At 63.8% G+C, this 20671-nt stretch carries 18 protein-coding genes; 7 read left to right on the top strand and 11 right to left on the bottom strand.

The window, feature by feature from the left end:
- The first annotated feature begins 5 nt into the window (after positions 1 to 5).
- Both H3221_RS01505 and H3221_RS01500 read left to right on the top strand, forming a co-directional pair.
- On the top strand, positions 6 to 3128 hold the full coding sequence (locus H3221_RS01505) for an efflux RND transporter permease subunit (RefSeq protein WP_192980026.1): 3123 nt from the start codon (positions 6 to 8) through the stop codon (positions 3126 to 3128).
- Between the two features lie 105 nt (positions 3129 to 3233).
- Entirely contained in the window at positions 3234 to 4403 is a 1170-nt protein-coding gene (locus tag H3221_RS01500) for a Bcr/CflA family multidrug efflux MFS transporter (RefSeq protein ID WP_196473774.1), read from the top strand.
- A 9-nt stretch (positions 4404 to 4412) separates the two neighbouring features.
- On the opposite strand, the gene ypfJ is transcribed toward H3221_RS01500, so the two are convergent.
- Both ypfJ and H3221_RS01490 read right to left on the bottom strand, forming a co-directional pair.
- Positions 4413 to 5273 (bottom strand): KPN_02809 family neutral zinc metallopeptidase, encoded by an 861-nt coding sequence (gene ypfJ, locus H3221_RS01495; protein ID WP_196473773.1) that lies wholly within the window; start codon positions 5271 to 5273, stop codon positions 4413 to 4415.
- A 50-nt stretch (positions 5274 to 5323) separates the two neighbouring features.
- Positions 5324 to 5758, bottom strand: a complete 435-nt coding sequence (locus tag H3221_RS01490) for a DUF411 domain-containing protein (RefSeq protein ID WP_196473772.1) — start codon at positions 5756 to 5758, stop codon at positions 5324 to 5326.
- 129 nt (positions 5759 to 5887) lie between these two features.
- Here H3221_RS01490 and H3221_RS01485 point away from each other — a divergent pair, with 129 nt between their 5' ends.
- Complete coding sequence (locus H3221_RS01485; protein ID WP_196473771.1) at positions 5888 to 6265, top strand: DUF4345 family protein; 378 nt, start codon at positions 5888 to 5890, stop codon at positions 6263 to 6265.
- A 101-nt stretch (positions 6266 to 6366) separates the two neighbouring features.
- Complete coding sequence (locus H3221_RS01480; RefSeq protein ID WP_196473770.1) at positions 6367 to 6831, top strand: hypothetical protein; 465 nt, start codon at positions 6367 to 6369, stop codon at positions 6829 to 6831.
- A 3-nt stretch (positions 6832 to 6834) separates the two neighbouring features.
- Here H3221_RS01480 and trmA read toward each other — a convergent pair whose 3' ends face one another.
- Together trmA and H3221_RS01470 are read right to left on the bottom strand one after the other, a co-directional pair.
- Positions 6835 to 7923 (bottom strand): tRNA (uridine(54)-C5)-methyltransferase TrmA, encoded by a 1089-nt coding sequence (gene trmA, locus H3221_RS01475; RefSeq protein WP_196473769.1) that lies wholly within the window; start codon positions 7921 to 7923, stop codon positions 6835 to 6837.
- 211 nt (positions 7924 to 8134) lie between these two features.
- On the bottom strand, positions 8135 to 9427 hold the full coding sequence (locus tag H3221_RS01470) for an NCS2 family permease (protein WP_112211801.1): 1293 nt from the start codon (positions 9425 to 9427) through the stop codon (positions 8135 to 8137).
- Positions 9428 to 9626: 199 nt separating this feature from the next.
- Between H3221_RS01470 and H3221_RS01465 the strand changes: the two genes are divergently transcribed.
- Positions 9627 to 10178: a DJ-1 family glyoxalase III gene (locus H3221_RS01465; RefSeq protein WP_196473768.1), complete on the top strand. Its 552-nt coding sequence runs from the start codon at positions 9627 to 9629 to the stop codon at positions 10176 to 10178.
- Between the two features lie 41 nt (positions 10179 to 10219).
- Here H3221_RS01465 and ada read toward each other — a convergent pair whose 3' ends face one another.
- Positions 10220 to 11242, bottom strand: a complete 1023-nt coding sequence (gene ada, locus H3221_RS01460) for a bifunctional DNA-binding transcriptional regulator/O6-methylguanine-DNA methyltransferase Ada (protein WP_196473767.1) — start codon at positions 11240 to 11242, stop codon at positions 10220 to 10222.
- A gap of 171 nt (positions 11243 to 11413) precedes the next feature.
- Between ada and H3221_RS01455 the strand changes: the two genes are divergently transcribed.
- Complete coding sequence (locus H3221_RS01455) at positions 11414 to 12586, top strand: HD domain-containing phosphohydrolase (RefSeq protein WP_196473923.1); 1173 nt, start codon at positions 11414 to 11416, stop codon at positions 12584 to 12586.
- A gap of 90 nt (positions 12587 to 12676) precedes the next feature.
- On the opposite strand, the gene H3221_RS01450 is transcribed toward H3221_RS01455, so the two are convergent.
- The 6 genes from H3221_RS01450 to H3221_RS01425 form a co-directional block, all read right to left on the bottom strand.
- Positions 12677 to 13648: a peptide ABC transporter ATP-binding protein gene (locus tag H3221_RS01450; RefSeq protein ID WP_196473766.1), complete on the bottom strand. Its 972-nt coding sequence runs from the start codon at positions 13646 to 13648 to the stop codon at positions 12677 to 12679.
- On the bottom strand, positions 13648 to 14622 hold the full coding sequence (locus tag H3221_RS01445; protein WP_196473765.1) for an ABC transporter ATP-binding protein: 975 nt from the start codon (positions 14620 to 14622) through the stop codon (positions 13648 to 13650). Before H3221_RS01445 ends, H3221_RS01450 begins: the two co-directional genes overlap by 1 nt.
- Before the next feature lie 102 nt (positions 14623 to 14724).
- Positions 14725 to 15627: an ABC transporter permease subunit gene (locus tag H3221_RS01440; protein WP_196473764.1), complete on the bottom strand. Its 903-nt coding sequence runs from the start codon at positions 15625 to 15627 to the stop codon at positions 14725 to 14727.
- A gap of 117 nt (positions 15628 to 15744) precedes the next feature.
- Entirely contained in the window at positions 15745 to 16755 is a 1011-nt protein-coding gene (locus H3221_RS01435) for an ABC transporter permease subunit (protein WP_196473763.1), read from the bottom strand.
- 148 nt (positions 16756 to 16903) lie between these two features.
- On the bottom strand, positions 16904 to 18499 hold the full coding sequence (locus tag H3221_RS01430; protein WP_196473762.1) for an ABC transporter substrate-binding protein: 1596 nt from the start codon (positions 18497 to 18499) through the stop codon (positions 16904 to 16906).
- A gap of 172 nt (positions 18500 to 18671) precedes the next feature.
- The gene (locus tag H3221_RS01425; RefSeq protein ID WP_196473761.1) at positions 18672 to 19238 is read right to left on the bottom strand and encodes a cupin domain-containing protein; all 567 of its coding nucleotides are present in this window, start codon (positions 19236 to 19238) and stop codon (positions 18672 to 18674) included.
- 187 nt (positions 19239 to 19425) lie between these two features.
- Here H3221_RS01425 and H3221_RS01420 point away from each other — a divergent pair, with 187 nt between their 5' ends.
- On the top strand, positions 19426 to 20655 hold the full coding sequence (locus tag H3221_RS01420) for a M24 family metallopeptidase (RefSeq protein WP_196473760.1): 1230 nt from the start codon (positions 19426 to 19428) through the stop codon (positions 20653 to 20655).
- Positions 20656 to 20671: the final 16 nt, after the last annotated feature.

Below are 20671 nucleotides of genomic sequence, written 5' to 3'. Positions count from 1 at the left end.
CGGCCATGATCTCGCGCTTCTTCATCGACCGTCCGGTATTCGCCACCGTCATCTCCATCGTCATCGTGCTCGCCGGCCTGGCTGCGATGCGCGCGTTGCCCATTGCCCAATACCCGGAAATCCTGCCGCCGCAGGTGTCGGTCAGCGCCTCTTACCCTGGTGCCAGTTCGCAGGTCATCGCCGAAACCGTGGCGGCGCCGCTGGAACAGCAGATAAATGGCGTCGAGAACATGATCTACCAGCTGTCCAACTCCTCCAGCAGCGGGGCGATGAGCCTGACGGTGTACTTCGAGGTCGGCACCGACCCTGACCAGGCCACCATCAACGTCAACAACAAGGTACAGGCTGCACTGGCCAAGCTGCCGGAGGAGGTGCGCCGCCAGGGCGTGAAGGTGGAGAAGAAGTCTTCCGACATTCTCCAGGTGATCACCCTCTACTCGCCGGATGATTCGCGTGACCCGATCTTCATCAGCAACTACGCGTTGATCAATGTCATCGACGAGCTCAAGCGCCTCAAGGGCGTTGGCGATGCCAGCCAGTTCGGCTCCAAGGACTATTCCATGCGCATCTGGCTGCGCCCGGACAAGCTGGCGCAGTACAACCTCACGCCCACTGATGTGGTGAACGCCATCCGCGAGCAGAACTCGCAGTTCGCTGCCGGCAGCTTCGGCCAGCAGCCGCTGAAGGAACCGCAGGACTTCACTTATACGGTCACCACGCAAGGGCGTTTCACCGACCCGAAGGAATTCGAGAGCGTCATCCTGCGCACCGACGACACCGGTGCCAGCCTATTGCTCAAGGACGTGGCGCGGGTCGAGCTGGGTGCGCAGGATTACTCGCTGGTCACCACCCTCAATGGCCAGCAGAACGCCGCCTTCGGTATCTATCTGCAGCCCGGCGCCAATGCTCTGGATACCGCCGAGGCGGTCGAGCGCACCATGCAGCGTCTTGCCAAGCGCTTCCCCGAAGGCATCGCCTACAAGATTCCCTACGACACTACCAAGTTCGTCCAGGTCTCGATCACAGAGGTGATCCACACCTTCTTCGAAGCGCTGGTGCTGGTGGTGCTGGTGGTGTTCGTGTTCCTGCAGAATTGGCGTGCCACGCTGATTCCGGTGTTGGCCATTCCGGTGTCGCTGGTTGGCACCTTCGCCGGCATGTACATGCTGGGCTTCTCCATCAACCTGCTGACGCTGTTCGGCATGGTGTTGGCCATTGGCATCGTGGTGGATGACGCCATCGTGGTGATCGAGAACGTCGAACGGGTAATGCGAACCGAAAACCTGAACGCGCGCGAGGCTTCGATCAAGGCGATGGAGGAGGTGACCGGGCCGATCATCGCGATCGTCCTGGTACTCTGTGCGGTGTTCGTGCCGGTGGGCTTCCTCGGCGGCCTGGCGGGACAGATGTACAAGCAGTTCGCGATCACCATCGCGGTGTCGGTGGTGATTTCCGGCATCGTCGCCCTGACCCTTTCCCCCGCGCTCTGCGCGCTGCTGCTCAAGCCCGGCCATCACGAACCGGCAGCGCCGTTTCGCGCCTTCAACCGCTTCTTCGACAAGGCCACCGAGGGCTACGGCGCCGGGGTGCGCTTCTTCCTCAAGCGTTCGCTGGTCGGCCTGCTGCTGTTCGGCGGGATGATCGCGCTGGTCATGCTGCTGTTCTCGCGGGTGCCCGGCTCGCTGGTGCCCGATGAGGATCAGGGCTATGTGATCAACGCCTACTACCTGCCGCCAGCCGCTTCGCTCAATCGCACCGAGGCGTTGAGTGGTGCGGTGAGCCAGCAGCTGATGGAGCATCCGGCGGTGCAGGATGTGGTGACGTTCGCCGGTTTCGACGTGCTCACCTTCGGTGTGCGCAGCAACGCCGGGGTGTCCTTCGTGCCGCTCAAGGACTGGAGCGAGCGTACTACGCCCGAGCTCGATGCGCGCAACCTGACGCGCGAGTTCATGGGCATGGGCGCCGCGCAGAAGGATGGTCTGGTGTTGTCGTTCAACCCACCGCCGATCACCGGCATGAGTACCACCGGCGGCTTCGAGTCCTTCATTCAGGATCGCTCCGGTGGCAGCGTCGAGCAACTCGGCGAGAAGGTCCAGGCTTTCGTCGAGGCCGCCAGCAAACGGCCGGAACTGGCCGGTATCCAGAGCACCTTCAGCGCCAACGTGCCGCAGTATTACATCGACCTGGATCGCACCAAGACGCGCGCCCTTGGCGTCAGCGTCAGCGATGTGTTCACCGCGATGCAGGCCACCTTCGGCAGTTACTACGTCAACGACTTCACCCTCTACGGGCGTACCTGGCAGGTCAGCCTGCAGTCAGAGTCGGAGTTCCGCCGCAAGCCGGAAGACCTTGGCCAGGTCTACGTACGCTCCAGCAGCGGCGATCTGGTGCCGCTGTCGACCCTGCTGCGGGTGCGGCGCATCCTCGGGCCGGACTCCTATGACCGTTTCAACGTCTATCCCTCGGCCAAGGTGCTCGGCGGCCCAGCGCCGGGCTACAGCTCCGGGCAGGCGCTGGCGGCGATGCAGGAAGTGGCCGATGAGGTGCTGGGCGAGAACTACAGCCTGGGCTGGATCGGCTCGGCCTATCAGGAGCTGGCGACTCAGGGCTCGGGAACCCAGGCCTTTGTCTTCGGCCTGATTCTGGTATTCCTCATTCTCGCGGCGCAGTACGAGCGCTGGACGCTGCCGTTGGCGGTGGTTACCGCTGTGCCGTTCGCGGTCTTCGGGGCGATTCTCGCGGTGTGGCTGCGCGGTATTCAGAATGACGTGTACTTCCAGGTCGGCCTGGTCACCCTGATCGGTCTGGCGGCGAAGAACGCCATTCTCATCGTCGAGTTCGCCGTGCTGCTGCGCGCCGAAGGCAAGAGCATCTTCGACTCGGCACTGGAGGCGGCCAAGCTGCGTTTCCGCCCCATCGTGATGACCTCGCTGGCGTTCATTCTCGGCTGCGTGCCTCTGGCCATCAGCTCCGGCGCTGGCTCGGCCAGTCGTCATTCCATCGGTACCGGGGTGATCGGCGGCATGCTCGCGGCCACGCTGTTGGCCACTTTCCTCATCCCGATGTTCTACCTGCTGGTGGAGTCGGCGGCGCAACGGGTGAGCCAGCGCGGCAAGGCCCGGGAATAACAGCCGTCGTATCGATGAGCGCGAACCGTCGTTCGGCGATCCGCGCTTTCATCCGCGGACTGGTCGGTGAGATGATTAGCCGGCTAACATTTTTCCGGACTATTCATGAACCTGCGAACCCTGCTGATCCTGGGCGCGCTGAGCGCCTTCGGCCCCTTGGCCATCGATTTCTACCTGCCGAGCTTCCCCACCCTGGCGCAGCAGTTCGGCACCGATGTCGAACATATTCAGCTGTCGCTGGCGGCCTATTTCGTCGGGATCGCCATTGGTCAGTTGTTCTACGGGCCATTGGCGGATCGCTTCGGTCGCCGTGTGCCGCTGCTGGTCGGAGTGGCGTTGTTCACCGTGGCGTCGCTGGCCTGTGCCCTGGCGACGAACCTGGAATGGCTGGTGACGGCACGCTTCGTCCAGGCCCTCGGCGGCTGCGCCGGGATGGTGATCACCCGCGCGGTAGTGCGCGACCTGTGCGATCCGCTGGCTTCGGCCAAGGTGTTCTCGCAACTGGTGCTGGTGATGGGCCTGGCGCCGATTCTCGCGCCCCTGGGGGGCGGGCTGCTGCTCAATACGCTGGGCTGGCCGTCGATCTTCCACAGCCTGGCGATCTTTGCCGGGCTGTGCCTGCTGGCCGTGCTGCTGTGGTTGCCGGAGACCCGTCCGCAGCATCTGCAACCGGCGCCGCTGAGTGGTGCCTTCGGCCAGTACCGAGCGTTGCTGGAAAATGCGCCGTTCATGGGCTACAGCCTGGCCGGCGGTGTGGCGATGGCCGGTATGTTCGCCTACATCGCCGGCTCGCCCTTCGTATTCATCGAACTGTACGGCGTGCCGGCCGAACACTACGGCTGGCTGTTCGGCAGCAACGCGGCAGGCTTCGTGATCATGGCGCAGGTCAATGCGCGTCTGGTGCTGCACGGCGGTCCGGCGCTGTGGCTGCGACGCATGGTGCTGGTGTACCTGGCCAGTGGCTTGTGCCTGCTGGCGTTGGCGCTGTGGCAACCGGCCGAGTTGTGGTCGCTGCTGATTCCGCTGTTCATCTGCGTGGCCAGCCTCGGTTGCGTGTTGCCCAATGCCACGGCTTGCGCCATGGCCGGGCAAGGCCGTCATGCCGGCAGCGCATCCGGGTTGCTGGGCAGCATGCAGTTCAGCGTGGCGGCCAGCGCTTCGGCGTTGGTGGCCTTCCTGCACGATGGTTCGGCCATGCCCATGGCGCTGGTGATCGCCCTGTGCGGCGCTGGTGCCTGCGGCTTCGCCTGGTGGAGCAAGCGTTTCGTGGTTTGATCCGGGGCGTTACAGGCGCGCCGCCTTGAAGGTGTCGCAACGCCCCGGCTGACCACTCTCGAAACCGGTGCTGAACCAGCGCACGCGCTGCTGCGAGGTGCCATGGGTGAAGGCATCCGGCACCACCTGACCGCGCGACTGCTTCTGCAGGCGGTCATCACCGATGGCGCTGGCTGCGTTCAGTGCTTCTTCGAGGTCGCCGGCCTCCAGCCAGTCATGCCGGCGTTGTGCGTGATGCGCCCAGACCCCGGCCAGGCAGTCGGCCTGAAGTTCCTGACGCACCAGGAGGCCGCCGTCGCCCTCGACGCGGTCGCCACGTTGGCGCGCCGCATTGACCTTGGCCGAGACGCCCAGCAGGGTTTGCACGTGGTGGCCGATCTCATGGGCGATCACGTAGGCCTGGGCGAAATCGCCGGCTGCGGAGAAGCGCTGCTCCATCTCGCGGAAAAACGCCATGTCCAGATACACGCGCTGATCGCCTGGGCAGTAGAAGGGGCCGACTGCCGAGCTGGCAAAACCACAGGCAGAATTCACGCCGTCGGAGAACAGCACCAGTTGCGGATCGCGATATTGCTGGCCGGCCTGCTGGAACAGCTCGCGCCAGGTGTCTTCGGTATCGCCGAGAATGGCGCGGACGAACTCGCTCTGCTCGCCGTTCGCTGCTGGCGCACTCTGCGTCTGGGTAACCTGCGGCTGGGTGGCCTGGCCGGCGATCTGACCGAGAATCTGCAGCGGGTCCTGGCCCATCAGCAGGCCGACGATGACGATCACCGCCACACCGCCGAGGCTCAGGCCGCCGCCGAGTCGCCTGCCGGAACGGCCGCGCGCATCCACCACGTTGTCACTACGTCTACCGCGTTGCCAGCGCATGGCCGCACTCCCTGGTTGGTTATCGCAGCAGTGTAGCTGCGCGCGCCGACTCAGTTGGCGGGATAGTCGTTCAGCAGCTGATCCTGGCGCGCGCGATCCAGGCCGATGACCTGATAGGCGTCGGCGCGATCACCATATTCCATGCCCGGTGAGCCCATGGGCATGCCAGGTACGGCAGCGCCGATCAGGTCCGCGCGCTCACGCAGTTTGAGAATGTCGGCCGCCGGCACGTGGCCTTCGACGAATTTGCCGTCGATCACGCCGGTGTGGCAGGAAGCCAGGCGAGGCGGAACGCCGAGTCGCTGTTTGACGGCGACCATGTCGGCCTCGACATGGTCGTTGACGGTGAAGCCATTGTCCTGCAGATGGCTGATCCAGGCCTTGCAGCAGCCACAATTGGCATCGCGGTGTACATCGATGGTCAGTGGCTCGTTGGCATGAGCGAGGCTGGTGAACAGACAGAGGGCGAGCAGAGAACGGCGCATGGCAAGGCTCCAGATAATCGAGTGCTCAGCATAGCGCCGGTATCGCGACGGCCCAAGCCATTGCGACTATGCGTCGCGACCCGTGGCGGCCTATGCTGGCGACAGTCACCCATTGCCTGGAACCTGCCGATGCTCTTCGCCCGAATCGTCCTGTCGATCCAGATCGCTGCCTTGCTCGTGCTGGGGCTGGCCTACTTCATTCGTCCCGAGGAAATGGCCAGTTTCAGCGGCGCACTGCTGATGGGCAACGCGGCGGTAACCGAAGTGCGCGCCTATTACGGCGGGCTGCAACTGGGGCTGGCGGCTTACCTGGCGATGGCGCTGCTGCGCCTGGACCTGCTGCGCCCGGCGCTGCTTCTGCTGGTGCTGCTGTACAGCGTGCTGGCGCTGGCGCGTGCTGCCGGGCTGTGGCTGGATGGTGGTGCGCAGCAGACCTTCAACCTCTATGCGCTGCTGCTCGAGGTGGTGTCGGCCGGGCTGGCCTGGTGGGCGTTGCGCGGTCTCTAGCGCGAGAGACGTGCGGCACGATACGGCGCGGCACGCTTGCTGTAGGGGGCACTTGGCAAGAAAATGCGCGGTGCAATATTCCGTGAACAAGGACCTTTGATATGGACATCGTTATGGGCCTGATCGGCCTTGGCTTGATTGCCTTCTTTGCATTCAATGCCACCCGCTTCTTTGGCGAGCATCTCTCGGGGCGCATGAATCTTCAGGATCTGCGCCTGCATGGCAAATCTCATCGTACCTTGCAGCAGAACGAGCGTGACAGCCTGGCCGAGTTCGCCAAAGGGCTTGGCTATCTGGGCACCATGGCGCCTTCTTACGAACCGTTGACTGACGAAGTTTATCGCTTGAAAGGCGAGGGCAAAGTCGTTCGCTACAGCATGAGCGGCGCCAATTCTGAAACCACCACGATCGATGGGGTTCCTGTCGAGATTCCCTACACGCTGCGCGAGGTTCTGCTGGCTCAGGATAACGAGGCAGAGGTGGTACTCGCCAAAGGTCACGCGCTGGTGCTATCGCTCAATGGCTACGCCATTGCCCTGTTGGATAGCACGCAACCAGCAACCTGAATCTCAGCGCCTTTCCAGCAACACACCCGCTTCCATATGGTGGGTGTAAGGGAACTGGTCGAACAGGGCGCTGCGCGTCACCTTGTGGGTGTCGCTCAGCTGGGCGATGTTGGCGGCCAGGGTCTCCGGGTTGCAGGAGATGTACAGAATGCGCTCGAAGCGTCGGGTCAGCTCGCAGGTATCCGGGTCCATGCCTGCGCGCGGCGGGTCGACGAATACGCTGCCAAACGTATAACTCTTGAGGTCGATGCCGGCCAGGCGGCGGAACGGGCGCACCTCGTTCAACGCCTGGGTCAGCTCCTCGGCGGACAGGCGCACCAGCTCGACGTTGTTCACGCCGTTGCCGTCCAGGTTGGCCAGGGCGGCGTTCACCGAGGTCTTGCTGATCTCGGTGGCCAGCACGCGACGTACGCGGGTGGCCAGCGGCAGGGTGAAGTTGCCGTTGCCGCAGTACAGCTCCAGCAGGTCGTCGTTACGCTCGCCGAGCACGTCATAGGCCCAGCCCAGCATCTTCTCGCACACCCGGCCATTGGGCTGGGTGAAGGCGCCTTCCGGTTGGCGGTAGCGGAAACTGCGTCCGGCCACGCTCAGTTCTTCTTCTACATAGTCGCGGCCGATCACCAGACGCTGGCCACGGGAGCGGCCGACCAGGCTGACATTCAGCTCGGCGGCCAGGCGTTCGGCCTCGGCTTGCCAGGCGTCGTCCAGCGGGCGGTGGTAGGCCAGGGTGATCAGTGCATCACCGGCCAGGGTGGTGAGGAACTCCACCTGGAACAGTTTGAACGACAGCGTCTCACTGGCCTGCCAGGCGGCGCGCAGGCGCGGCATCAGCGCGTTGATGCGCAGGCTGGCGATGGGGAAATCGTCGAGCAGGATCGGCGTGTGCTTGTCGCCCGGTGCGAACATCGCGTAGTGGCGCTGACCGTCTTCACGCCACAGGCGGAACTCGGCGCGCATGCGGTAGTGCTCGCGCGGCGAGTCGAACACCGCAGGCTCCGGTGCGCCGAAGGGCGCCAGCAGTTCGACCAGGCGTGCCTTCTTCTCGGCGAGTTGGGCGTCGTAGGTGGCGGGGTCGAATGCGGGGCGGCTCATCGGTCACTCATGGGGCAGGAAAACGGGGCGCCATTGTAGCGGAGGCGATGGTCGCGTGCCTTGGGTCGCTCGTCGGCATGGGCGGATGGATGAATATGTAGGGTGGATGACGCCTTTTTCATCCACCGTTTGTGCAGCTGGAAGGAGGGCATTGGTGGACATGAAAAGCGATGTCCACCCTACTTCTTTGGTCATCCACCTTGTGCACTGATCAGGCGAAGTAGGCCAGCTTGACGACGAACAGGGCCGAGAGCACCCACATTGCCGGGTTCAGCTCGCGCCAGCGCCCGGCCAGTACCTTTACCGCGGTCCAGGCGATGAAGCCGAAAGCAATGCCGTTGGCGATGGAGAAGGTCAGCGGCATGGCCAGGGCGGCGACCACCACCGGCGCGGCGACGGTCAGGTCGTCCCAATCGATCTGCGCCAGGCTGCTCATCATCAGTACGGCGACGAACAGCAGCGCTGGCGCGGTGGCGTAGGCTGGAACGGCACCAGCCAGCGGGGCGAAGAACAGGGCCAGGAGGAACAGCGCAGCCACCACGCAGGCGGTCAGGCCGGTACGCCCGCCAGCGCTGATACCTGCCGCGGATTCGATATAGCTGGTGGTGGTGCTGGTGCCCAGCGCGGCGCCGGCCATGGTCGCGCTGCTGTCGGCCAGCAGGGCACGGCCCAGGCGCGGCATCTTGCCGTCCTTGTCCAGCAGGTTGGCCTTCTGCGCGACGCCGACCAGGGTACCGGAGGTGTCGAACAGGTCGACGAAGAGGAAGGCGAAGATCACGCTGATCAGGCCGATATCCAGCGCACCGGCAATATCCAGTTGCAGCAGGGTCGGCATCAGCGACGGTGGCATCGACACGACGCCTTGCAGTTCGGACAGACCCAGGGCAATGGACAGGCCGGTGACCAGCAGGATGCCGATCATCACCGCGCCGGTGACCTTGCGATAGGCCAGTGCGGCGATGACGAAGAAGCCCAGGCAGGCCAGCAGCGCGCCGCCCTTGCTCATGTCGCCGAGGCCGACCAGGGTGGCCGGGTGATCGACCACGATGCCGGCGTTCTTCAGTGCGATGATCGCCAGGAACAGGCCGATACCGGCGGCGATACCGGCGCGCAGCGCCAGCGGGATGCTGTTGATGATCCACTCGCGGATCTTGAAGATCGACAGCAGGAAGAAGATTGCGCCGGAGAGGAACACCGCGCCCAGGGCGGTCTGCCAGCTGTAGCCCATGGTCATCACCACGGTATAGGTGAAGAAGGCGTTGAGGCCCATACCGGGCGCCAGGGCGATCGGGTAGTTGGCCAGCAGACCCATGATCAGCGAGCCGATGGCGCCAGCCAGGCAGGTGGCGACGAACACCGCGCCGTGGTCCATGCCGGTCTTGGCCAGCATTTCCGGGTTGACGAAGAGAATGTAGGCCATGGTCAGGAAGGTGGTGATCCCGGCCAGTACCTCGGTGCGCACCGTGGTGTTGTGGGCTTTGAGTTGGAACAGTCTTTCCAGCATGGTGGCTCCCCGAGGCGCGAGCGCGCCGAAATTGATCTGCACAAAGCAAAGCACATTCGTCCGTGCAGGCCGGAAAATTGCTCGATCTGGCAAAAGCCGCGCATCATACCAGCAAGGTTTTGCCGGGTGAATTTCTGGTCTGCCGTGTCTTTTTATGACCAGGTGGACAGTTTCATTTTCTGCCTCAAGGAGTGGTGAGATGAGCAAACGAGCACTGATTGCAGTCGCCGATGGTGTCGAAGATCTCGAATGCGTGACCTTGATCGACGTGCTGCGCCGCGCCGATATCGAGGTACTGGTAGCGAGTATCGAAGAACGCAGGATGATCACCTGCGCCCGTGGCACCCGCCTGACTGCCGATGCCATGCTGGTGGACGTGCTGGCGCAGGATTTCGACCTGATCGTCCTGCCCGGTGGCATGCCGGGTGCGCAGCATTTGGCTGACTTCGAACCACTGGCCGAGCGCGTACGCCAGCAGGCCAAGGCGGGCGAGCTGTTCGCTGCCATCTGCGCCGCGCCCGCCTTGGCGTTGCAGCGCTACGGGGTGCTCAGGCAGCGGCGCATGACCTGCTACCCGGCATTCAGCGATCGACTGAGCGGCTGCACGTTCGTGGATGAGGCGGTAGTGGTCGATGGCAACTGCATCACCAGCCAGGGTCCGGGAACGGCGTTGGCGTTTGCCCTGACCCTGGTGGAGCAACTGGTCGGGCGCGGCACATGCACCGAGGTGGCCAAGGCGATGCTGGCCTAGAGATCGGTGAAAGGGCTGGTGCGCCGTGTGCACCGACAGCGCTACGACTGCTCCTGCTCCAGCAACCGCCGTTTGCGCTGCAGCCCCCAGCGATAGCCGCTGAGGCTGCCATCGCTGGCCACCACGCGGTGGCAGGGCAGCAGCAGGCCGATGGCGTTGCTGGCGCAGGCCCGGGCAACCGCCCGCGGGTGACTGTGCAACTGCCCGGCCAGCTCGGCGTAGCTGCGCGTCTCGCCTCTGGGGATGGTCTGCAGCGCCTGCCAGACGCGCTGTTGGAAGGCCGTACCACGAATGTCCAGAGGCAGGTGAGCGGCACGCTCCGGCTCCTGCAATTGCGCCAGCACTTGCTGCAGCCAGTTGCGCAGACCCTGTTCATCTTCCTCGAGCTGGGCGGCGGCGAAGCGCTGTTGCAGCTCATCACGCAGCGCTGCCGGCTCGTCGCCGAACAACAAGGCACAAACGCCTCTGTCGCTGGTGGCCAGTAGCACCTGCCCGAGCGGGCAAGGGGCGATGCTGTAGCGCAGGCGCTCGCCGGCACCACGTTGGCGGCGCTGAGCGGGGCTCATGGCCTGGGGTTGTTCATACAGCGCGCGGGTCCCGGAATAGCCGGCAGCCAGGGCGGCATCGAGCACGCTATCCGCTGCACCCAGTTGCGCCTCCAGACGCTGGCGCCGCTGCGCCGCCGCCCAGGCATTGGGGGTCATCCCGGTCCGCACCTTGAACGTACGGGCCAGGTGCGATGGCGACAGGCCGATGCGGGCTGCCAGCTGTGGCAGCGTCAGGCGTTGCTCGCCATTCAGAAGCTCACAGGCGGCCGCAACCAGCGTATCGAGTTGCTGAGCCGGACTTTGCCCCTGCGGTGAGCAGCGCTTGCACGGGCGAAAGCCGGCGGCCTCGGCACTGGCGGCATCGGCATGGAAGCTCACGTTGTCGCGCCGTGGCCGCCGCGCAGGGCAGTTCGGCCGGCAATAGATGCCGGTGCTGCGTACGGTGAAAACGAAGCATCCGTCGAACGCCTCATCACGTTCGCAAACGGCCTGCCAACAGCGTTCCTGGTCGAGCATGGAGCAGCCCTTCTGCTAGCGATCTTGCTGATAATTGTCGACTGCGTTAGCTGTCCTGCCAATCCGCATTGCACTTTCAAAGCTCTGCCGAGGTCATTTGTACGACGGCGTGAGCGCAACTGAAGCCCAGCGCCTTTAATGATGGATAAGCAGGTGCCAACGGAGATCGCCATGCGCGGGATGCTCGATAGGCTGGAGCAGGAGCTGATTCTGGTTGTGGACGATGCAGTCGATGCGCGCCAGCGCCTCGGCGCGCTTTTGGTCGACCGTTATCAGGTGCGGCTGGTTGGCAGCAAGGAGGCGCTACACGCGGCCAGGTCGCGGCCGCAGCCAGACCTGATTCTGCTGGGCTGGCAGGACGATTACGCGCTCTGTCGCGGGCTCAGAACCGACCCGCAGACCTGTCATATCCCGCTGATCCTGGTCACCGGTCGCAGCGATGCCGCCGACGAGCAGTTGGGTTTCGACCTTGGCGCCGCCGACTACATCACCAAACCGGTCAGCGCGCCCATCGTGCTCGCGCGCGTTCGAGCGCAGTTGCAGGTCAAGGCGGCCACCGATTACCTGCGTGACAAGAGCGAGTATCTGGAACTCGAGGTCAAGCGTCGCACGCGCGATATCCAGAACCTGCAGGATGTCACCATCGAGGCCATGGCCAGCGTTGCCGTCATGCGTGACAACCCGAGCAGTCGTCGCCTGGAGCGTATCGAGCGCTACATGACCTGCCTGACCGCTGCATTCGCGCGGCAGCAGCCGGCCTTGTCGGCGTCTCTGAGCGAGGAGCGCATCGCCCAGTTGGGCAAGTCGGCCATGTTGCATGTGATCGACCGGCTGACCCTTCCGGATCGCGTACTGCTCAATCATGGCGAACCGGATGAAAATGACCTGCGCCTGCTGAGCGAGGGGGTGATCGCCGGACGGGACGCGTTGCAGCGAGCCGAGCGCAAGCTGGGCAGCGTCACCGATTTTCTTTCCGATGCCAAAGACATCGTCTACGGCCAACATGAGCGTTGGGACGGCAAAGGCTATCCGCAGGGGTTGTCAGGCGAGCAGATTCCGCTTTCGGCGCGTCTGATGGCGCTGGTAGGTCACTTCGAAGAGCTGAGCTGCCGGCATCCTTACCGGCCACCCATCAGCCTGGAGCAGGCGGTGGCGCAGATCAGCGCGGCCAGCGGCACGCGCTTCGACCCCATGGTGGTGTTGGCCTTCGTCGAAGCCACGGCGGAGTTCCTGCATATCGCCGAAACTCTGGCTGACGACGCCGCTGCGGTCGGCGTGGAGCTGCAGCGGCTGGAAGACTCGCTGGCAGAAAACATCGAGTTGACGCTGCCTCCGACGTCATGACGCGGCGTCGGTGGGACCGGCGGCCGGCATTTGACTTGCCGGGTGCGCCGTGCGCACCCCGAGACCCTGCCGCGCGGCGCGCCATGTCTGCTAGTCGACGATCCGCTCCACATGGTGGCAGGCCACCTGCCGCGTATCGATCAGACGCAGCTCCGGGCGCTCGCTACGGCAGCGCTCGTCGGCATGTGGGCAGCGCTTGTGGAAGGCGCAGCCGGACGGCGGGTTCAGCGGATTGGGCAGCTCACCGCTGATCTTCATCCGTGGCTTTTCCGGGTCCGGATGAATCGCCGGCGTCGCCGACAGCAGGGCGCGGGTGTAGGGATGCAGCGGGCGCGCGTATAGCGCCACGGCCGGGCCCATCTCTACCGGGCGGCCGAGGTACATCACCAGCACGTCGTCGGCGACATGACGCACCACCGCGAGGTTGTGCGAGATGAACACGTAGCCGGTCTGGTACTGCTCCTGTAGATCCATGAACAGGTTGAGTACCTGGGCCTGGATCGACACGTCCAGCGCCGAGGTCGGTTCGTCCGCTACCAGCACCTTGGGCTGCAGCATCATGGCGCGGGCCAGGGCGATACGCTGGCGCTGGCCGCCGGAGAACATGTGCGGGTAGCGCTGATAGTGCTCCGGACGCAGCCCCACCTGCTGCATCATCGCCTGCACCTTCTCACGGCGCTCGGCGCGCGAAAGGTGGGTGTTGATCAGCAGCGGTTCGGCCAGTTGGTCACCGATCTTCTGTCGCGGATTGAGCGAGGCGTAGGGGTTCTGGAACACCATCTGCACGTCGCGGCGCAGCTGTTTGCGCTCGGCATGGTTGGCACCGGTCACTTCGTGCCCGGCGATCTGCAGGCTTCCGGAGCTGGGCTCTTCGATCAGCGTCAGGGCGCGGGCCAGGGTGGACTTGCCGCAGCCGGACTCGCCAACCACAGCCAGGGTCTTGCCGGCCTGCAGACTGAAGGACACGCCGTTGAGCGCCTGCACCAAAGCTGCCGGTTTGAACAGACCACGGGAAACGCTGTAGTGACGGGTCAGCTCACGGGCTTGAAGTACGGTGCTCATCAGGCCACCTCCGCCGTGGGTGCAAGAGGAAAGAAGCAGCGCGCGGCGCCTCGCTCGTGTGCGTCCAGCGTCGGGCGCTCGTCGCGGCAACGTGGCTGCACATAGGGGCAGCGCGGTGACAGCAGGCAGCCCTGTGGGCGGTCATAGCGGCCGGGGACGATACCGGGCAGGGTCGCCAGGCGATGGGCGCCGGCGCTATGTTCAGGGATCGCCTTGAGCAACGCTTCGGTGTATGGATGGCTGGGGGCATCGAACAGGGTCGGCACCTGGCCCAGTTCCACCGCTTGCCCGGCGTACATCACGCAGACGCGCTGGGCGGTTTCGGCCACCACGGCAAGGTCGTGGGTGATCAGCACCAGGGCCATGCCCTGGTCGCGTTGCAGATCCAGCAGCAGTTCCATGATCTGCGCCTGGATGGTCACGTCCAGCGCAGTCGTGGGCTCGTCAGCGATCAGCAGCTTGGGTTCGGCGGCAATCGCCATGGCGATTGCCACGCGCTGACTCATGCCGCCGGAAAGCTGATGCGGGTAGGCATCGAGGCGACTGGCGGCACCGGGTATCTCGACCCTCTCGAGTAGCTCAAGGGCGCGAGCACGCGCCGCTTTCCCTTTCAGGCCGAGGTGCTGATGCAGTACTTCCTCGATCTGGAAACCCACGGTGTAACTGGGGTTGAGCGCGGTCATCGGGTCCTGGAAGACCATGGACAGGTCCTTGCCGACGATACGCCGACGCTGCCGGCCCTTCAGGCGCAGCATGTCGGTATTGTCGAACTGCATGCAATCGGCCTGGACGATGCCGGGCGCGTCGATCAGGCCCATCAGCGCCATCATGGTCACCGACTTGCCGGAGCCGGACTCGCCGACGATGGCCAGCACTTCGCCCTTTTCCACACTGAGGTCGAGCCCGTCGACCACCGGCACGGCGTCGGACGCGCCAAAGCGCACCGACAGGTTGCGGATATCCAGCAGGCTCATGGTGTGGTCTCCAGTCCGCTGTGGTGCGCGCGGCGCACCCTACGGGGCCGTGCAGCAGGGTGCGCCATGCGCATCGAGATCATCTTGTGCATATGGGCCTCCTCAGATGGCGTTCTTCAGTTTCGGGTCAAGGGCGTCGCGCAGGCCGTCGCCCATCAGGTTGATTGCCAGCACGCTGAGCAGAATCGCCAGGCCAGGCAGGCTTACGACCCACCAGGCGCGTTCGATGTAGTCGCGCGCCGACGCGAGCATGGTGCCCCACTCGGGTGTCGGCGGTTGTACGCCGAGGCCCAGAAAACCCAGCGCGGCGGCGTCGAGAATCGCCGAGGAAAAACTCAGAGTGGCCTGCACGATCAGCGGCGCCATGCAGTTGGGCAGCACGGTGAAGAACATCAGCCGTGGCAGGCTGGCGCCGGCCAGTTGTGCGGCGGTGACGTAGTCGCGGTTCAGTTCACCCATCACGGCCGCGCGGGTCAGGCGTACGTATGAGGGCAGCGAGACGATGGCGATGGCGAAAATGGTGTTGATCAGCCCAGGGCCGAGGATCGCGACGATGGCCACTGCCAGCAGCAGCGACGGCAGCGCCAGCATGATGTCCATCAGGCGCATGATGCCGGGGCCGAGCAGGCGCGGGAAGAAACCGGCGACCAGACCCAGCAGGATGCCGGGAAGCAGCGACAGCACCACCGAAGCCAGGCCGATCAGCAGCGACAGGCGTGCTCCGTGGATCAGGCGCGAGAGCAGGTCGCGACCCAGCTCATCGGTGCCGAGCAGGAACTGCCACTGACCACCATCCAGCCAGACCGGCGGAGTGAGCAGGAAGTCGCGGTACTGTTCGCTGGGGTTATGCGGCGCGACCCAGGGCGCGAACAGTGCGCAGAACACCATCAGCAGCATGAAGCCGAGGCCACAGACGGCGCCTTTGTTGTGGCTGAAGGCTTGCCAGAACTCTTTCAGTGGCGAGGGGTAGAGCAGGCTCTGGTCGAGATTGGTGACGGTGCTCATGGGCGCACCTCGCGTAGGGTGGATGACGCTTTTTTCATCCACCGTGAAGAGGCCGCGGTGGACGGGTGAAGCGTCGTCCACCCTACGCAATCTTTATGATTCTTCATCGCGCCGTCCCTATTTCTGATGGCGAATACGTGGATTGGCCAGGCCATAGAGGATGTCCACGGTGAAGTTGACCAGGATCACCAGGCAGGCGATCAGCAGGATGCCGTTCTGTACCACCGGATAGTCGCGGGCACCGATGGCTTCGATCAGCCATTTGCCGATACCCGGCCAGGAGAAGATGGTTTCGGTCAGTACGGCGCCGGCGAGCAGGGCGCCGACCTGCAGACCGAACACGGTCAGCACCGGGATCAAGGCATTGCGCAGACCATGGACGAACACCACGCGCGTCGGCGACAGGCCCTTGGCCCGCGCGGTGCGGATGTAGTCCTCGCGCAGTACTTCGAGCATGGCTGAGCGAGTCATTCGTGCGATCACCGCCAGCGGAATGGTGCCGAGCACGATGGCCGGCAGGATCAGGTGGTGCAGGGCGTCGACGAAGGCACCTTGTTCATCACTCAGCAGCGTGTCGATCAGCATGAAGCCGGTGATCGGCGGGATATCGTAGAGCAGGTCGATACGCCCGGACACCGGCGTCCAGCCCAGACCCACCGAGAAGAACATGATCAGCAGCAAGCCCCACCAGAAGATCGGCATCGAATAGCCGGTCAGCGAGATACCCATCACGCCATGGTCGAACAGCGAACCGCGCTTGAGTGCCGCGATGACACCGGCGATCACCCCCAGAGTGCCGGCGAACAGCAAGGCGGCCAATGCCAGTTCGACGGTGGCGGGAAACAGGGTGAGGAACTCTTTCCATACGCTTTCGCGCGAGCGCAGCGATTCGCCGAGGTTGCCGCTGGCGAGCTGGCCGATGTAGTCGAAATATTGCGCATAGAGTGGCTTGTTCAGCCCCAGGCGCTCCATGGCCTGAGCGTGCATTTCCGGATCGACGCGGCGTTCGCCCATCATGACTTCCACCGGGTCACCGGGGATCAGGCGAATCAACGCGAAGGTCAGCAAGGTGACGCCGAAGAAGGTGGGGATCAGCAAGCCCAGGCGGCGTGCAATGAAGCTCAGCATGGCGGTGGGTAACTCCTAATCAGAACGGTATCGAGCCGCCTGGAATTCTGGCGATTGCGTCGAGCACGTTGCAGGTTAGCTGTTCGATCACGACGTGACCCGGGCGTTTGCCCGGGGCGTCGTTCGGGGGCGCTCGCACAGCCGGCTATCAGTCGTTGCTGACACCGATGAAGCTGTTGCGACCGAAGGGACTGATCTGGAAGCCTTTGACGCTGGTGCGCATCGGTTGGTAGACCGTGGAGTGAGCGATCGGTGTGATCGGCACTTCGCGCTTGAGAACCACCTGGGCCTGACGATACAGCTCGCTGCGTTGTTCCTGATCGGTCACGCGCTTGGCGGCAACCACCAGCTTGTCGTATTCGCTGTCGCACCACTTGGAGAAGTTGTTGCCGTCTACCGAGGCGCAGCCATACAGGGTACCGAGCCAGTTGTCCGGGTCACCGTTGTCGCCGGTCCAGCCGATCAGCATGGCGTCGTGTTCACCAGCATGGGCACGCTTGATGTACTCGCCCCACTCGTAGCTGACGATGCGGGCTTTGATGCCGATCTTGGCCCAGTCGTTTTGCAGCATCTCGGCCATCAGCCGCGCATTGGGGTTGTAGGGACGCTGTACCGGCATGGCCCACAGGGTGATCTCGGTACCTTCTTTCACGCCGGCGGCCTTGAGCAACGCCTTGGCTTTCTCCGGGTCGTAGGCGGCATCCTTGATCGACTCGTCGTAGGACCACTGGGTCGGTGGCATGCCGTTCACGGCCAGCTGGCCGGCGCCCTGGTACACGGCGTCGATGATCGCCGCCTTGTTCACGGCCATGTCCAGCGCCTGACGCACTTCGCGCTTGTCGAACGGCGCACGGGTGACGTTGTAGGCGATGTAGCCGAGGTTGTAGCCAGGCTCGGTCGGTACTTTGAGGTTCTTGTCGGCCTGCAGGCCCTGGAGGTCGGCAGGGCGCGGGTTGAGGGTGATGTGGCATTCACCGGCGCGCAGCTTCTGTGCGCGTACCGAGGCGTCGGTATTGATGGAGAAGATCAGGTTATCGATCTTCACCTGTTCGGGTGCCCAGTACTGCGTGTTGCCCTTGAAACGGATAACCGCGTCCTTCTGATAACGGCTGAACACGAATGGGCCAGTACCGATGGGTTTCTGGTTGATCTCGGCGGCCTTGCCCACCTTGAGCAACTGGTCCGCGTACTCGGCCGAATGCACGGCGGCGAAGTTCATCGCCAGGTTCTGCACGAAAGCCGCATCCACGGCGTTGAGGGTGAAGACCACGGTCATGTCGTCGGTCTTCTCGATGCTGGCGATGTTCTTGTCCAGGCCCATATCGGTGAAGTAGGGGAACTCGCTGGGGTATGCCTGGCGGAACGGGTGGTTGCGATCGAGCATGCGCTGGTAGGTGAACAGCACATCGTCGGCGTTGAAGTCGCGTGTCGGCTTGAAGTAATCGGTGGTGTGGAACTTGACCCCTTCGCGCAAATGGAAGGTATAGGTCAGGCCGTCTTCGCTGACGTCCCAGGAGGTGGCGAGGGCCGGTTGTGCCTTGGTGCCGCCGCGCTCGAATTCGGCGAGGCGGTTGAAGATGGTTTCCGAGGCTGCATCGAAGTCGGTGCCGGTGGTGTACTGGCCGGGGTCGAAACCACCCGGACTGCCTTCGGAGCAATACACCAGGTTGTTGGCGTGGGTGAACGAAGCGCTGGTGAGCAGTCCTGCGGTGAGCAGGGCCGTGCACAGGGGGGGCATACGCATGCGAACCTCTTTTTTCTTTTTGTTCGCGCCTGGGTGCAGCGCGAGCTCGTAATGCGGTGAAGGCGGATAGCCCACCGGGTCGAGCTCGAGATTAAGTCATGCTGAAATTGTGGTCAACAAAAATTAAGCAGCACTAACATTGCGCATATTTGCCCTGAATTGGGGCAAAAGGTCACTCGTTGGCGGGGTGATCGCCGAAAAGCGCCATGGTGGTCATGGTCAGCACTTCGGCCGGGGCATCGCCAGTATTGGCCAGGCGATGCAGCTTGCCGGCATCGAAATGCACCGAGTCGCCGGGGCCGAGGGGGTAGTCGCGACCCTCGATGGTGTAGACGATCTGCCCGCTGAGTACGTAGGAGAATTCCACGCCTTCATGCGCGATCAATTCAGACCGATAGCCCACCGGAATGTTCATCTTCACCGCGTTGATCGAGTTGCCGGGAAATGAACTGGACAGGCGCTCATAGGCCAGCAACTGGCCGCCTACGGTGTAGCGCACCCGTTCGTTGACGTGAGAATCCGGCTGCGCCTGGGTGGGCTGGTCGAACAGCACGTTGAGCGGTACATCGAGTGACTTGGCGATGCTCGCCAGCGAGGATAGCGATACGCCGGTCAGGTTGCGTTCTGCCTGGGACAGGAAGCTGGCGGTCAGACCGGCGTCTGCCGCTACCTGATTGAGGGTCTTGCCGGCGGCCCGCCGGTAGCGGCGCAAGCGTTCGCCAATGCGATCTGCGGTCATGGAGGTGGCTCGCTGTTCGGATCAGCGCAGTATACCCATGAGCTACTGGGACTTCAGCCTGATACCGGGGAGCTTTTTAAGTCTGGCTGAAAAAAACTTTGACCAAAATTTAAGTTCCACTTAAATTTTGCCGCAACGAATTGCCCGGTGACGATGTTCGTCGTGGGCGCCAGACGAGGATGCGCAGATGACACTGGGAGTGGGCGGCAGCACGCCGGAGCAGGCCTTGGCGCGCCTGCAGAACATGATGGACGGCGCGGAGCCGATCAGCGAGGCGGAGTACCAGGTACGCATCGCCCGCGCTCAGGCGCTGATGCGCGAGCAGGATATCGCCGCGCTGTTTCTGGCTGCCGGTAGCAACCTGCAGTACTTCACCGGCGTGCAGTGGCATGCCAGCGAACGCATGGTCGGTGCGATTCTGCCGGCCAGCGGCGCACTGGAGTACCTGGCGCCTGCGTTCGAGGAAGGCACGGTGCGAGACTTTCAGGTGGTGCCCGGCGTAATCAATACCTGGCAGGAGCACGAAAGCCCCTACGTGTTACTTCTGAACTGCCTGAAGCGCCTGGGGATATTGCCCAATGATGGTGCGCAGCCGAAGGTAGGTCTTTGTTCTTCTTTGCCTTTTTTCATGTTCGAGGGCATTCGCCAACTGACCAGCGGTTATCGTTTCGTCGATGCCGGCGGCATCACCACGGCCTGCCGCCAATCCAAATCGCCAGCCGAAATCGCCCTGATGCAACGCGCCAAGGACATGACCCTGGAAGTGCACAAGGCGGCTGCGAGCATCCTCCATGAAGGTATCAGCACCACCGAGGTCGCCGAGTTCATCCACCAGGCGCACCGCCGTGTCGGTGCGCCTGGCTCGATCTTCTGCATCGTGCTGTTCGGTGCTGCCAGTGCCTTTCCGCATGGGGTCAAGCATGCGCAACGGCTCAAGGACGGCGACATGGTGCTGATCGACACCGGCTGCAAGGTGCACAGCTACCTGTCGGACATCACCCGCAGCTACGTTTTCGGCACGCCCAGCGCGCGTCAGCGCGAATTCTGGAACAAGGAGAAAGCCGCTCAGCAGGCGGCGTTCGAGGCGGCCACCCTGGGAGCGCCCTGTTCGTCGGTGGACGCGGCGGCCCGGCGTAGCCTGGAAGCGGCAGGGCTTGGGCCCGGCTACAGCTTGCCAGGCCTGCCGCACCGCACGGGGCACGGCATCGGCCTGGACATTCACGAAGGGCCGTATCTGGTCGGCGGCGATGAGACCCCGCTGGCAGAAGGCATGTGCTTCAGCAACGAGCCGATGATCTGCGTGCCGGGCGAGTTTGGCATCCGTCTCGAGGATCACTTCTATATGGCCGCCGACGGCCCGCGCTGGTTTACCCAGCCCAGCCATTCGGTGGACGACCCCTTCGGTCTGGGCGTTTAACCGGCCCAGGCCTGGG

Source organism: Pseudomonas chaetocerotis, from assembly GCF_015712105.2.
In the GTDB taxonomy this organism is placed as follows: Bacteria; Pseudomonadota; Gammaproteobacteria; order Pseudomonadales; family Pseudomonadaceae; genus Aquipseudomonas; species Aquipseudomonas chaetocerotis.
This window is presented reverse-complemented; position numbering and strand designations above follow the sequence as displayed.

Coding starts and splice junctions, on each gene's coding strand:
- H3221_RS01505 (WP_192980026.1), top strand. CDS start 6: ATGATCTCGCGCTTCTTCATCGACCGTCCGGTATTCGCCACCGTCATC.
- H3221_RS01500 (WP_196473774.1), top strand. CDS start 3,234: ATGAACCTGCGAACCCTGCTGATCCTGGGCGCGCTGAGCGCCTTCGGC.
- ypfJ (WP_196473773.1), bottom strand. CDS start 5,273: ATGCGCTGGCAACGCGGTAGACGTAGTGACAACGTGGTGGATGCGCGC.
- H3221_RS01490 (WP_196473772.1), bottom strand. CDS start 5,758: ATGCGCCGTTCTCTGCTCGCCCTCTGTCTGTTCACCAGCCTCGCTCAT.
- H3221_RS01485 (WP_196473771.1), top strand. CDS start 5,888: ATGCTCTTCGCCCGAATCGTCCTGTCGATCCAGATCGCTGCCTTGCTC.
- H3221_RS01480 (WP_196473770.1), top strand. CDS start 6,367: ATGGACATCGTTATGGGCCTGATCGGCCTTGGCTTGATTGCCTTCTTT.
- trmA (WP_196473769.1), bottom strand. CDS start 7,923: ATGAGCCGCCCCGCATTCGACCCCGCCACCTACGACGCCCAACTCGCC.
- H3221_RS01470 (WP_112211801.1), bottom strand. CDS start 9,427: ATGCTGGAAAGACTGTTCCAACTCAAAGCCCACAACACCACGGTGCGC.
- H3221_RS01465 (WP_196473768.1), top strand. CDS start 9,627: ATGAGCAAACGAGCACTGATTGCAGTCGCCGATGGTGTCGAAGATCTC.
- ada (WP_196473767.1), bottom strand. CDS start 11,242: ATGCTCGACCAGGAACGCTGTTGGCAGGCCGTTTGCGAACGTGATGAG.
- H3221_RS01455 (WP_196473923.1), top strand. CDS start 11,414: ATGCGCGGGATGCTCGATAGGCTGGAGCAGGAGCTGATTCTGGTTGTG.
- H3221_RS01450 (WP_196473766.1), bottom strand. CDS start 13,648: ATGAGCACCGTACTTCAAGCCCGTGAGCTGACCCGTCACTACAGCGTT.
- H3221_RS01445 (WP_196473765.1), bottom strand. CDS start 14,622: ATGAGCCTGCTGGATATCCGCAACCTGTCGGTGCGCTTTGGCGCGTCC.
- H3221_RS01440 (WP_196473764.1), bottom strand. CDS start 15,627: ATGAGCACCGTCACCAATCTCGACCAGAGCCTGCTCTACCCCTCGCCA.
- H3221_RS01435 (WP_196473763.1), bottom strand. CDS start 16,755: ATGCTGAGCTTCATTGCACGCCGCCTGGGCTTGCTGATCCCCACCTTC.
- H3221_RS01430 (WP_196473762.1), bottom strand. CDS start 18,499: ATGCGTATGCCCCCCCTGTGCACGGCCCTGCTCACCGCAGGACTGCTC.
- H3221_RS01425 (WP_196473761.1), bottom strand. CDS start 19,238: ATGACCGCAGATCGCATTGGCGAACGCTTGCGCCGCTACCGGCGGGCC.
- H3221_RS01420 (WP_196473760.1), top strand. CDS start 19,426: ATGACACTGGGAGTGGGCGGCAGCACGCCGGAGCAGGCCTTGGCGCGC.